This window comes from Craterilacuibacter sp., from assembly GCF_051659485.1.
Taxonomy (GTDB): Bacteria; Pseudomonadota; Gammaproteobacteria; order Burkholderiales; family Chromobacteriaceae; genus Craterilacuibacter.
The window spans coordinates 1-12,176 of the sequence record NZ_JBOFOO010000123.1 but is presented as its reverse complement, the minus strand read 5'-3'; the positions used below and the strand labels follow the sequence as shown (position 1 = coordinate 12,176).

Sequence of the window (12,176 nt, the reverse complement as noted above, 5' to 3'; positions counted from 1 at the left end):
CGGCACTGTCCAAGCGCCTGACACCGGCGCAGCAGATTCGCCCCGGTGCCGTGGTGCGCATCCAGCCCAATCCCAAAGGTTATTGGGAAATTGTCCAGATGCCTGAAGTCGAAGGGGCTTTTGTCTCCATGGACCCCCGTACCGGTGCCATCAAGTCACTGGTGGGCGGCTTCGATTTCAACCGCCGCAGCTTTAACCATGTGACACAGGCTTGGCGTCAGCCGGGCTCGACCTTTAAACCGTTTATTTATTCGGCAGGTCTGGATCGCGGGTTTACCGCATCGACGCTGATCAATGATGCGCCCTTGTCGATTGACCCTGCCAGCATAGGCGGTCAGCGCTGGGAGCCTAAAAATGACGACAACCGCTACGCCGGCATGATTTCGATGCGCCGCGCGCTGGCCTTGTCCAAGAATATGGTTTCCATCCGCATTCTGCAGGCGATAGGGACCGATTACGGCCAGCAATATACCCAGCGTTTCGGCTTCTCGGCCAAGAATAATCCGGCCTATCTGACCATGGCGCTCGGTGCCGGGCTGGTGACGCCCTTGCAGATGGCCGAGGGCTATTCGGTGTTTGCCAATGGCGGCTATCGCACCCGTGCTTATTTCATCGACCGCATCGAGGATATTAATGGACGGGTGATTGCCCGCACCTCACCGGCCGTTGCCGGGCAAGGGGCGCCGCAGGTGATCGATACGCGCAATGCCTTTATCACGTCCAGTTTGCTACGCGATGTGGTGCGCTTTGGCACTGCCAATCGCGCCATGAGCCTGGGTCGTTCGGATCTGGCTGGCAAGACCGGTACCACCAACGATTTCCGTGATGCCTGGTTTGCCGGTTTTAGCCCCAATCTGGTGGCGGTGACCTGGGTAGGCTATGACCAGCCGCGTAGTCTGGGGCGGTTCGGCTATGGCGGTACTGCGGCCTTGCCGATCTGGACCAACTACATGGGTAATGCGCTCAAAGGCCAGCCTGAAGTCGATCTGCCTCCACCCGAAGGCATTGTGGTCCGGGCGGGCGCCGGACTGCGCGGCAATGACGAGTATTATATGGAAGAGTTCCAGCGTACCAACCCCGAACTGCAGATCAATAACCGCGGCTCGGTGCCGGGTGCGGCAAAACCTGCCCAGGAAGAGGTAGTGGAGCCGGAAGTTCCACCTGATGCGGCACAGGATGCGGTGGAGAACGTGAAGGAACTATTGTTCTGAGCCACGGGCGGCAAGCCTTAAACATAGGCCTGTCGCCCGTTTTTAACGGTGCGGGTTTGACCGCGCTTATAGCAGTGTCAGGACTTTTTCCGGCGGGCGGCCAATCACGGCGCGTTCGCCCTTGATGGCAATAGGGCGTTCTATCAGGCACGGATTGTTGTGCAGGGCGGCAAGCAGTTGCGCATGCTCCAGCGCGATGTCGTCAAGATAGAGTGCCTCATACTCCTCTTCGCGCTGGCGCATCAATTCGCGCGGCACCATGCCCAGCAGACTTAGCAGCTGCTCCAGCTCTTCGATGCTGGGCACCTGCTTCAGATATTCAATCACTTCGACTTCGGCACCTGCATCTTGCAGCAGTTGCAGTGCTTCACGCGATTTTGAGCAGCGTGGATTGTGGTACAGGCGGATCATGCCTTATTCCTTTTTCCCGGGGCACGCTCAGACCGTGCCCTTGTTTATGACCATACTCCGGATACAGCATGCCATCATCTGCTACCAGACGCCACGGGGCGCTCGCTTTTCTGCTGGCGGCCTTGTCTACCGTGGGCCCGTTTTCCATTGATACTTTTTTGCCGGCCATGCACGCCATCGGCGATGCGCTGGGTGTCAATGCGATCGAAATCCAGCAGGCCCTGACGGTCTATCTGTTCTGCTACGGTTTCATGATGCTGTGGCATGGCGCCATTTCCGATGCGGTCGGCCGGCGGCGGGTCTTGCTGGTGTCTACCCTATTGTTTGGCGTGGCCTCGATCGGCTGCTTTATGGCCGAGAGTCTGGGCACTTTGCTGCTGTTTCGCGGCTTGCAGGGTTTGTGTGGCGGGGCCGGGCTGGTGGTGGGGCGGGCGATTATCCGCGATTGCCTGGATGGCCCTGCCGCGCAGCGCCTGATGTCGCAGGTGACCATGCTGTTTTCCTTGTCGCCGGCGATTGCGCCAGTGGTGGGCGGCTGGCTATATGGCGGCTTTGGCTGGCGCTCCATTTTCCTGTTTATGGCGCTGATCGGTTTCGGCCTGTTTTGCATCAGCTGGTTTGCGCTGCCGGAAACACATCCGCCGGAAAAGCGTCAGCCCCTGCATCTGTCGACCATGCTGGCAAGCTACCGGACGGTGCTGGCCAAGCGCGAGTTCCAGTTGCTGGCTGCGGCCGTGTCGTGCAATTTTGCCGGCTTCTTTCTCTATATTCCGTCGGCGCCGGTGTTTTTGATGCGCCATCTGGGGTTGGGGCCGGACGAATTTTTGTGGATGTTCGGTCCTGCGGTCGGCGGCATCATGCTGGGCGCCTATTTGTCGGGCCGGATGGCCGGCCGGCGCGGCGCTCGCGAGCTGGTCTCCATTGCCTACTACATGATGTTTGCCGCGGCCGCCGCCAATCTGGCCGTCTGCCTGTGGTTGCCGGCCGGTATCCCGCAAAGCGTGTTGCCCTTGATGCTGTACACCACCGGGATGTCGCTGGCAGCGCCGTCGATCACGCTGACGCTGATGGACCAGTTCCCCGAGTTGCGCGGCACGGTGTCGTCCTTGCAGGGCTTTACCCAGACCATGTTGGGGGCGCTGGTGGCCGGCGTGATCTCGCCCTTGCTATGGGGCAGTCCGCTGCGCTTAGCCTGCGGCATGGCCGGCTTTCTGGTGCTGGGTTTCGGTTTTCGTTTTGCCTACCGCTCGCGGGTGGGGCGTCACGCCAGTGCCGGCCGTTAAGCGGCCGCTTCGACCAGTATCGCGCTGAGCACCTTGATTGCATCAGCCGGATCCATGCCCACTAGGTAGCCGCGCTTGCCGCCATTGATATAGATGCGCGGCAGGGTGGCGATGCTGGCCTGCATATAGACCGGCATGGTGTGGCGGGTGCCGAAGGGGCTGGTGCCGCCGACCTGATAACCGCTGTGTTTGTCGGCGGTCTTGGGGTCGCAGGGCGTGACTTTTTTGACGCCGATCGCGCGGGCCAGCAGGCCGGTCGCCACTTCGCGGTCGCCGTGCATCAGTACGATCAGTGGCTGCTTGAGCTCGTCTTCCATCACCAGCGTCTTCACGGTCGCGTGTTCGTCCACGCCCAGTTCGCGTGCCGACACGCGTGTGCCGCCCCTTTCCTCATATTTATACAGGTGGTCGCTAAAGGCGATGCCGTGCTCGCGCAATACGCGTACTGCCTGGGTAACAGGCGTCTTGTCCTTGGCCATGGTCGTTTCCAGTAAAAAATAAATGAGAGCTTAGGGGCGCAGGGCTTGCCAGACAAGCCTCAGCTTGCCGACCAGGGCCTGCCCAATGTTGTGCCCTGTGCGCCGTTACACGCCAGATCGTCGGCGATGGCCTGCATGGCCAGCCAGCGCGGGCCGCACCAGTCGGGTGCGATCAGCGTCGGTGCCTGTGCGGTAGCCGAGACGCGGTGGTAGACCACTTCGGGCGGGGTCGCGCGGATCAGGGCGGCGGCCAGTGCCGCATATTCGTCCAGCGGCATCGGCATGACCTCCTGTCGCTGGTACTGCGCCGCCATGCGGCTGCCCTTCACGATCATCAGCGGGTGCAGCTTGAGCCCCTCGACACCGATGTCGAGTACGGTCTGTAGTGTACTGTGGATGTCGGCATGGCTCTCCCCGGGCAGGCCGGCGATCAGGTGGGTGCAGACCTTGAGCTTGCGCGCATGGGCGCGGGAAACGGCATCGCGGTAGTCGGCCAGCGTATGGCCGCGGCGGATACGTGTTTGGGTGGCATCGTGCGCTGTTTGCAAGCCCAGCTCCAGCCAGACTTCCATGCCTTGCGCCTGATAGCCGGCCAGAAGATCCAGTGCCGCATCCGGCACACAGTCGGGACGGGTGCCGACGCACAGTCCGGCGATGTCGGACTGGCTGGCCGCCTCATCGTACAAGGCCTTCAGCGTGGCGACTTCGGCATAGGTGCTGGTGTAGGCCTGAAAATAGGCCAGATAGCGGCGGGCGCGATCGGTTCGGATTTTTTCGCGTGCAATCTGTTCGCTGATCGACAGCATGCCGGCATCGCGGCCGAAACTCTTGACGTTGCAAAAAGTGCAGCCGCCGCGCCCTAGCGTGCCGTCGCGGTTGGGGCAGGTGAAATCGCCGGACAGCGACAGCTTGTGTACCCGCTCGCCGAAGCGTGCTTTCAGATAGTGGCCGAAGGTGTGGACGTAGTGATCGAGTTGCATGGCGGCCGGGAAAAAGTCGGGCAGTCTAGCAGCTGCGGCCGGGCGATTCCCTGTGCTGGATCAAAGACTTGGGTGTAACAGGGCATGATGCTTTCCCTATTCCCTATTCCCTATTCCCTATTCCCTATTCCTTGTGTTTACTCACAAACGGTGCCAGCCCAGAAGGTACAGCACGCCGAAGATGGCCGAGCTGATGACCAGCGCCTGCGCCAGCGTGATTGCCCATTCGCGCAGGGTTTTCTTCTGGCCGCGGTCGAATAGCCAGCGATAGGCGGCATAGAACATAAAACACAGGATGAAGAATTTGAACAGGCGACCGAACATGAAAGGGCCAGTGGAAGAAGGCGGCTCATTATCACGTTGTACTTGGCTCTTACGCAAGTCTGCCCAAACGATATAATGGCTGACCGGTCCCATGCCGATACTTTCGAGGCAGCAAGCTATTCATGTCCGCCCTATCTTCTTCTGTCGGTCTGGTCAGCGCCCAGTGCGCCCAGTTTGATACCCCGCTGGCGCTGGCCAGCGGGGCGGTATTGCCCGCCTATCAGCTGGTGTTTGAAACCTATGGCACGCTCAATGCGGCCAGAAGCAACGCTATCCTGATTTGCCATGCCCTGTCCGGTCACCATCATGTCGCCGGGCGCTATAGCGAGTCCGACAAGGCCGCCGGCTGGTGGGACAGCATGATAGGGCCGGGCAAGCCCATTGATACCGATCGCTTCTTTGTGGTCGGCGTCAATAATCTGGGGGGGTGTCACGGCAGCACCGGCCCGTCATCGATCAATCCGGCGACCGGCGCACCATGGGGCTCGGCGTTTCCGATGGTTACGGTACCGGACTGGGTGCTGGCGCAGGCGCGTCTGGCCGACCGTCTCGGCATCGAGCGCTGGGCTGCCGTCATCGGCGGCAGTCTGGGCGGCATGCAGGCGCTGGACTGGAGCATCCGCTACCCCGAGCGTATCGCCCACGCGCTGGTGATCGCCTCTGCGCCCAAGTTGTCGGCACAGAATATTGCCTTCAACGATGTGGCGCGCCAGGCGATCCTGACCGATCCCGAGTTTCACGGCGGCAACTTCTACGCCCAAGGCGTACTGCCGCGGCGCGGCCTGCGGCTGGCGCGCATGCTGGGCCATATCACCTATCTGTCGGATGACGGCATGGGCGAGAAATTCGGCCGCATGCTGCGCTCGGGCGAATACCAGTTCGGCTTCGATGTCGAATTCGAGATCGAGTCCTATCTGCGCTATCAGGGTGACAAATTTTCCGATAGTTTTGACGCCAATACCTATTTGCTGATGACCAAAGCCCTCGACTACTTCGATCCGGCCCGCGAATACGGCGGCGATCTGGTCGCGGCCCTGCAGCGCGCCACGGCCGGTTTTATGGTGGCCAGCTTTACCAGCGACTGGCGTTTCTCGCCCGAGCGCTCGCGCGAAACGGTCAAGGCGCTGGTTGCCGCCGGCCGGCAGGTCAGTTACGCCGAGATCGAGTCGGTGCATGGGCACGATGCTTTTCTGATGCTGGACGAGCCCTATGTAAACCTGATGCGTGCCTATCTTGGCCGTGTTGCCCGGGAGATTGCGGCATGAATACGTTTGCCTTGCGTCCGGATCTGGCGCTGGTCGCCGACTGGATCAAACCTGATGGCCATGTACTGGATCTGGGGTGCGGCTCGGGCGAGTTGCTCGCCCACCTGCAGCAGCACAAGCAGGTGCGCGGCTATGGTGTCGACTTCGATGTGGCCAATATTGTGGCCTGTGTCGGACGCGGAGTGAATGCGATCCAGGCCGACCTTGAAACCGGCTTGTCCGAGTTCGGTGATGCCAGTTTCGATACCGTGGTGCTGTCGCAGACGATACAGGCGATGCGCCACACCGAGCAGATTCTGGTTGAGATGCTGCGCGTCGGGCGTGAAGCCATCGTGACCTTTCCCAATTTCGGTTACTGGGGCAATCGCTGGCAGATCCTCAAGGGGCGGATGCCGGTGTCGGAAACCATGCCTTACCAGTGGTACAACACGCCCAACATCCATTGGTGCATGCTGGGCGATTTCGAGGCGCTGTGTGCCAAGAACGGCATCCGCGTGCTGGAACGGGTGGTGATGGATCAGGGGCGGCGCATCCACTTTATGCCCAACCTGCTGGGTAGTCTGGCGTTTTATCGCGTCAGCAGGCGATAAGGCCGCGTCGGGATTCGTGTGCCGGCCGGATGGCTGGCGTAGAATGCCGGGTTCAGATTTTTCATCCCGATTGTAAAGGCTGTTTCCATTCATGACTGACGCGCCCACCGACTGGAAGCACGAAATCCTGTCGCGCAAGATGCTGATTTGCGTCTTTACCGGTTTTGCCTCCGGCTTGCCGCTGTATTTGCTGATCAACCTGCTGCCGGCCTGGCTGCGCAGCGAGGGCATAGACCTCAAGGCTATCGGCCTGTTTGCGCTGATCCAGTTGCCGTTTACCTGGAAGTTTGTGTGGGCGCCGTTGATGGACCGCTTCGCGCCGCCGTTGTTCGGCCGGCGTCGCGGCTGGATGCTGCTGACCCAGTGCGCACTTTTGCTGTCGATGATGGGCTTCGGCCTGTTTTCGCCACAGCAGGATCTGATGACCATCGCGGCGTTGGCGTTGGGGGTCTCGTTCTTTTCTGCCAGTCAGGACGTGGTGATCGATGCCTTCCGGCGCGAGATTTTGTCCGATCGCGAACTGGGCTTGGGCAACACCATCCATATCAATGCCTACCGTCTGTCCAGCCTGATTCCGGGCTCGCTGGCGCTGATTCTGGCCGATCATCTGCCATGGGCGCAGGTGTTCGTGATTACCGCCGTTTTCATGTTGCCCGGCATCGCCATGACGCTGATGGTGAGCGAGCCTGCGCTGGCGGCCGCCACCCCCAAGACTTTGCGCGAGGCGGTGGTCGAGCCGTTTCACGAGTTTATGGGACGCAGCGGCATCAAGGGTGCGTTGCTGATTCTGGGTTTCATCTTCCTCTATAAGCTGGGCGACAGCATGGCCACCGCGCTGGCGACGCCGTTTTATCTGGATATGGGGTTTTCCAAGTCCGAGATCGGGCTGGTGGCCAAGCATGCGGGGCTGTGGCCGGCTGTGATCGGCGGCTTGCTGGGTGGGGCATGGATGATCAAGCTGGGTATCAACCGTGCCTTGTGGGCATTCGGCGTGGTGCAGGTGCTGTCGATACTGGGCTTTGCCTGGCTCGCATCCAAGGGCAGCTTTGCCGTGGTTGGCGCCAGCGAATTGTCGGCCCTTGCGCTGGTGATCGGTTTTGAGGCGCTGGGCGTAGGCTTGGGTACGGCGGCTTTTGTGGCTTTTATCGCACGCACCACCCACCCGGCGTATACCGCCACCCAGTTTGCGCTGTTTACCAGTCTGGCCGCCGTACCGCGCACGGTGGCCAATGCCGGTACCGGTTATTTGGTCGACAGCCTGGGCTGGACGATGTTTTTCCTGATTTGTACTGTATTGGCGCTGCCGGGTATGGCCTTGCTACACAAGGTGGCCCCATGGAAAGGGGATGGAGCATGAAGCAGTATGTTTCTGCGGTGTTATTCATGATCAGTAGTGCGGTGTGGGCCGATGCCAGTGCACCGCAGCCGGCGCTAGAGAGTAGCGCTCCGCTGCCCGTGCCGGTTTCACCTGTAGTTGTCGTCCCTGCGCGCCCCCTTGTTATCGAAGCGCCTTTGGGATCGGTGCCGTTTCGTGTGGAATACCGCTGCTCGGGGGCGCAAGAGGTTAGCGTGCTGTATCCGGCTTACGCCGATGCGGCTACGCAGCCTATCCGCCTGCGGTGGAAGGGGCAGCAATATCGCCTGAGTCTGGCCGCGAGTGGTAGCGGGGCGCGCTACGCCAGTAGCAAGCTGGTGTGGTGGACTAAGGGGGAGACCGCTTTTCTGAGTACACGTGGAGGCCGACGGCTGCTGCGCCAGTGTGTGGCGCAGCAGAGCTAGCTGATCAAGCTGAAGTTTAGGCCGCCAGCTTCTTCGCCATCTCGGCCAGCCGTTTGCCTTGCGCCAGCGCCAGCTTGCGCTCGGCATCGGTGATGGCGTGATCATTCTTCAGCCCCGCAACATGGCTGACGCCATAAGGCGTGCCGCCACTGGTGGTCGCGGCCAGTTCGGGCTCGGTATAGGGCAGGCCCAGCATCAGCATGCCGTGATGGAAAAGCGGAATCATCATCGAAGTGAGTGTGGTTTCCTGTCCGCCATGCATGGAGGCGGTGCTGGTAAAGACGCAGGCCGGTTTGCCGGCCAGCGTACCTGCCATCCATTCGGCACTGGTGCTGTCGATAAAATATTTCATCGCGCCTGCCATATTGCCAAAACGGGTCGGGCTGCCCAGTGCCAGGCCTATACATTCGGCCAGATCTGCGCGCTCGACATAGGGGGCGCCGGTATCGGGTACGGTTGGTGCGGTGGCTTCACAGACTGCCGAAACCTTGGGGACGGTACGCAAGCGTGCGCGGCAACCGTCTACACTGTCGATACCGCGTGCGATCAGGCGCGCCAGTTCGCGGGTTGCGCCGTGCTGGCTGTAATAAAGCACCAGGATATCCTGCATCGTGTCTCCGAAAATCGTTACCATGAGTTATGGCAGCATCTTACACTTGGAATCCATGACTTTCCCACGTCCTGAAGCATTGTTCGGTTTCGTCCGTTTTATTCTGAAACGCATGGCCCGCTTGCGCTTGCCGCAAGTTGCCGGCAGTCTGACCTTTACCACGTTGCTGGCGCTGGTGCCGCTGTTTACGATTGCGCTGACCGTATTCTCGGCTTTCCCGGCGTTTTCCGAGTACAGCACCCGCTTCAAGATACTGCTGTTGACTACCTTGGTGCCTGAATTTGCCGGCAAGGTGATTACCGTCTATATGCGCCAGTTTGCCGAGAATGCGGCCGGGCTGACGCTGGTGGGCGTGGTCTTTCTGGGGGCGACCTCGGTGATGCTGATGTCGACGGTCGAGCGTACCTTCAATGCCATCTGGAGCGTTAACAAGCCACGGCCATTGCTGCAGCAGACCATGATTTACTGGATGGTGCTGTCGCTCGGCCCCATCCTGCTCGGCGGCGGCCTGTTGAGCTGGCGCTGGTTGTTCAAAGTCACCCGTTTCGAACAGGTGTCCCCCTTGCTGGATCAGGCCATACAGATTGGCGGTTCGGTGCTGCTGACTACGCTGGTGTTAAGTCTGCTGCTGCGTATTGTTCCCAACCGCTTCGTGCCGCTGAGTCATGCCGCGCTGGGCGGCGGGCTGACGGCTGTGTTGCTGGAGCTGATGCGTGCGCTGTTCGGCCTGTACATCGGGCAGATGGGCTCCTATCAGACGATTTATGGCGCGTTTGCCAGTATCCCTATTTTTCTGCTGTGGCTGTATTTGCTGTGGATGGTGTTGCTGGTCGGCGCCAGTTTTACCGCCTCGCTATCGTACTGGGAAGGGCAGGCGTGGTGCCGGCGCAATGAGCCGCGACGACGTTTTCTTGATGCGCTGGAAGTGATGGTATTGCTGGATGCCGCGCAAGCGTCCGGGCGGGCGGTCAGCCCGCAAGCATTGCGGCGTGAGATCGCAGTCGGTTACGACGAGTTGGGACGGGTGCTGGATAGGCTGTCTGCCGCCCATATGGTGCTGGCCACCCAGTCCGGAGACTGGGTGCTGAGCCGCAAACTATCCGCCGTGACGATGGCCGAGCTGTTCCAGCTATTCGTCTATCGTGGTGATGCGGCTGACGACAACTTGGCCGAGGCTGTCGATAGCCTGTTTCAGCCTTTTGTCGATCAGCTGGATAACACCACACTGGCCGACTTTGCCCTGCGTGTGGTGCAAAAGTAGCGGCTGTTCTGGTAGTAAGCCGGGTCGAGGTTGGCGTCATCCCAGCCCGGAATCCCCAGTAGCGGCAAGGGCGGCATCTGGCGCGGGCTGCTCAGCCAGTTGTCGTCGTCCAGTGCGCAGGCAAGCCGGCTATCCAGTATTGAAAGCTGGGCTGCCGGTGACAAATTAAAAAAATCCGCCTCGACCTGTACCAGCAGCGCCTTGGCGCACCAGCCCGGATGTGGTGTCAGTGCCTGCTCGAAAATGGCATGCCCCAGAACCCGTGGCAGGACTTCTTGCCCCCAGGCATCGCGGTGGTCGATAAACAGCCGTTGCCAGTCCATCTCGTCCAGTGCCGCCAAAAGATCCGGCCGGCAACTCGCGACAATCACACCGCACTCGTCCAGCAAAGTCGCCGCATCCCTGAGCGGGCCGCGCTTGACCTCGCCGCGTTCTATTGCCCTTACGTGGCGCGCATTGAGTGCCGTCTTGGTCTTGGGCCAGATGAGCCAGCACAGGGCATTAAACCAGTCGTGCCAGTTTTGCGTACGCGTCGGTACTTCGCCGGTGCAGCCTATGTGCATTTCGTAATAGGCGTCTGGCTCGAGGTCGCAGGCAAAGTGCAGGCTGGCGGGGAGTTTGATGCCTGCAGTACGGGCGCCTGCTAGCAGTGCATCAAAGTCCTGTTGCTGCGGCCAGTCTTGCAGCGAGGCTAGCAGCGGGGCAAGTGTGTCCAGGGTGGCAAAAAAAGGAGCGGGTGCGGGTGGAAAGTTGCTGGTTGTCATGCCGGACTATTCGGGTGCGTGGCCTGCCATTTTAAGGCAAGTCGTCACTTTGGGCGCGGGCTTAATGCTCGCCCCGGAGTTGATTGCGGCTCACTGCTTATCTTGATGCCGGCGCGTATCAGCGATTGCCGTGTGACTAAGCGGAAGAAATGCCGGACATGCAAAAAGCCCCGCAATGCGGGGCTTTTCGATACAACGATTCAGTTCAATCGATTAGATTGGCTGGATGTTCGTTGCTTGTGGGCCTTTTTGGCCCATGCCGGAAACGTAGCTAACTTTCTGGCCTTCGGCCAGCGACTTGAAGCCGTCAGCGCGGATTTCGGAGAAGTGTGCAAACAGGTCGTTGCCGCCTGCATCAGGAGTGATGAAGCCAAAGCCTTTTGCATCATTGAACCACTTAACGGTACCGGTTTCCATTTTTTATTCCTTTAAAACAACAACTGTAAAAATGAGCATATGCCCGAATGCGCAATAATCAAGGAAGACCGAGTGGAACAATGCAGTACCGCAATAAAGAGGAACAACTCTGAACTTGAATCTACTACTTGAAGATCTTGCGGAAGTAGTTATACGCACCTTGCCCCGACCGGTCAAATGGTTTTGTAAAAAAAATGGCAAGGTTTGCTCCTGATAAGGCCTTTTTGCAGCTTTGGCGAGAGGTGCTTTCGATTTCAGGTCTTTGTTTATAAGGCGTTTTTAGGGGCGGCCTGCGTGGCAGGCTGTGTTTTTATCATCTCTCATAAATGTGCTTATCTTAAAATCCATATGAGATGTTTGGGGGCATCAAAATATCTGGCTTTGCCATATGCCCCCAGATATACCCCCACAATGTGCCGGCTGCTATGGGACGTTAGCGCACTATTGCAGACAACAAAAAACCCGCAAAGCCTTGTGCTGTGCGGGTTTGGTGGACTTCTTGGAACCTTACGGAACTGCTTATTGGTGCCCCCGGCGGGAATCGAACCCACAACTGCCCCTTAGGAGGGGGCCGTTATATCCATTTAACTACGGAGACTTAAAAAGGTTTAGGCCTGACGGCGTACTGCCTGATAAGCCAGATCGATCAGTGCAGCCTTGACATCGGATTCCGGCAGACCGGCTATCGCAGTAATGGCTGCATCCGCCGCGCGTTCGGCTTCGGCGGTCGCATAATCCAGTGCGCCGCAGCATTGTACCGCAGACAGCACTTGCGGGAAATGGTCGCGATTGGCATTGGCAA

Annotated in this window: 14 protein-coding genes, 1 tRNA gene and 1 pseudogene; 7 read left to right on the top strand and 9 right to left on the bottom strand. The window is 59.6% G+C overall.

Annotated features, from left to right (window positions below):
* A partial coding sequence (locus ACRC1E_RS04280; RefSeq protein ID WP_438513871.1) for a penicillin-binding transpeptidase domain-containing protein occupies positions 1 to 1,211 on the top strand: 1,211 nt, incomplete at its 5' end.
* Between the two features lie 66 nt (positions 1,212 to 1,277).
* Here the strand turns inward: ACRC1E_RS04280 and arsC are convergent.
* Entirely contained in the window at positions 1,278 to 1,622 is a 345-nt protein-coding gene (gene arsC / locus ACRC1E_RS04275) for an arsenate reductase (glutaredoxin) (protein ID WP_438513870.1), read from the bottom strand.
* A gap of 68 nt (positions 1,623 to 1,690) precedes the next feature.
* On the opposite strand from arsC, the gene ACRC1E_RS04270 reads away from it, so the two are divergent.
* Positions 1,691 to 2,905: a multidrug effflux MFS transporter gene (locus ACRC1E_RS04270; protein WP_438513869.1), complete on the top strand. Its 1,215-nt coding sequence runs from the start codon at positions 1,691 to 1,693 to the stop codon at positions 2,903 to 2,905.
* Here ACRC1E_RS04270 and ybaK read toward each other — a convergent pair.
* The 3 genes from ybaK to ACRC1E_RS04255 form a co-directional block, all read right to left on the bottom strand.
* A complete protein-coding gene (gene ybaK, locus ACRC1E_RS04265; RefSeq protein WP_438513868.1) occupies positions 2,902 to 3,384 on the bottom strand; it encodes a Cys-tRNA(Pro) deacylase in 483 nt (160 codons plus the stop codon). The two genes, ACRC1E_RS04270 and ybaK, sit on opposite strands and share 4 nt — an antisense overlap.
* A 59-nt stretch (positions 3,385 to 3,443) precedes the next feature.
* Complete coding sequence (locus tag ACRC1E_RS04260; RefSeq protein WP_438513867.1) at positions 3,444 to 4,364, bottom strand: TIGR01212 family radical SAM protein; 921 nt, start codon at positions 4,362 to 4,364, stop codon at positions 3,444 to 3,446.
* 141 nt (positions 4,365 to 4,505) lie between these two features.
* Positions 4,506 to 4,688, bottom strand: a complete 183-nt coding sequence (locus tag ACRC1E_RS04255; RefSeq protein ID WP_438513866.1) for a protein MIGRI — start codon at positions 4,686 to 4,688, stop codon at positions 4,506 to 4,508.
* Positions 4,689 to 4,810: 122 nt separating this feature from the next.
* Between ACRC1E_RS04255 and metX the strand changes: the two genes are divergently transcribed.
* The 4 genes from metX (at position 4,811) to ACRC1E_RS04235 (ending at position 8,322) form a co-directional block, all read left to right on the top strand.
* Complete coding sequence (gene metX, locus ACRC1E_RS04250; protein WP_438513865.1) at positions 4,811 to 5,953, top strand: homoserine O-succinyltransferase MetX; 1,143 nt, start codon at positions 4,811 to 4,813, stop codon at positions 5,951 to 5,953.
* Complete coding sequence (metW, locus tag ACRC1E_RS04245; RefSeq protein ID WP_438513864.1) at positions 5,950 to 6,543, top strand: methionine biosynthesis protein MetW; 594 nt, start codon at positions 5,950 to 5,952, stop codon at positions 6,541 to 6,543. The genes metX and metW overlap by 4 nt, the downstream gene beginning before the upstream one ends.
* Positions 6,544 to 6,634: 91 nt before the next feature.
* Entirely contained in the window at positions 6,635 to 7,900 is a 1,266-nt protein-coding gene (locus tag ACRC1E_RS04240) for an AmpG family muropeptide MFS transporter (RefSeq protein ID WP_438513863.1), read from the top strand.
* Positions 7,897 to 8,322, top strand: a complete 426-nt coding sequence (locus ACRC1E_RS04235; protein ID WP_438513862.1) for an MliC family protein — start codon at positions 7,897 to 7,899, stop codon at positions 8,320 to 8,322. Before ACRC1E_RS04240 ends, ACRC1E_RS04235 begins: the two co-directional genes overlap by 4 nt.
* A gap of 16 nt (positions 8,323 to 8,338) precedes the next feature.
* Here the strand turns inward: ACRC1E_RS04235 and wrbA are convergent, their stop codons facing one another.
* Positions 8,339 to 8,932, bottom strand: a complete 594-nt coding sequence (wrbA, locus tag ACRC1E_RS04230) for an NAD(P)H:quinone oxidoreductase (protein ID WP_438513861.1) — start codon at positions 8,930 to 8,932, stop codon at positions 8,339 to 8,341.
* A gap of 55 nt (positions 8,933 to 8,987) precedes the next feature.
* Here wrbA and ACRC1E_RS04225 point away from each other — a divergent pair, with 55 nt between their 5' ends.
* Positions 8,988 to 10,193 carry a YihY family inner membrane protein gene (locus ACRC1E_RS04225; protein ID WP_438513860.1) on the top strand — a complete coding sequence of 402 codons (1,206 nt, stop codon included), beginning with the start codon at positions 8,988 to 8,990 and terminating at the stop codon, positions 10,191 to 10,193.
* Here the strand turns inward: ACRC1E_RS04225 and ACRC1E_RS04220 are convergent.
* The 4 genes and pseudogenes from ACRC1E_RS04220 to ACRC1E_RS04205 form a co-directional block, all read right to left on the bottom strand.
* Positions 10,139 to 10,957, bottom strand: a complete 819-nt coding sequence (locus tag ACRC1E_RS04220; protein ID WP_438513859.1) for a DUF3025 domain-containing protein — start codon at positions 10,955 to 10,957, stop codon at positions 10,139 to 10,141. The two genes, ACRC1E_RS04225 and ACRC1E_RS04220, sit on opposite strands and share 55 nt — an antisense overlap.
* A gap of 213 nt (positions 10,958 to 11,170) precedes the next feature.
* Positions 11,171 to 11,374 (bottom strand): cold-shock protein, encoded by a 204-nt coding sequence (locus tag ACRC1E_RS04215; protein WP_438513858.1) that lies wholly within the window; start codon positions 11,372 to 11,374, stop codon positions 11,171 to 11,173.
* A gap of 523 nt (positions 11,375 to 11,897) precedes the next feature.
* A tRNA-Arg gene (locus ACRC1E_RS04210) sits at positions 11,898 to 11,972 on the bottom strand.
* A 10-nt stretch (positions 11,973 to 11,982) separates the two neighbouring features.
* Positions 11,983 to 12,176, bottom strand: a pseudogene (locus ACRC1E_RS04205) (octaprenyl diphosphate synthase); the annotation flags it as partial.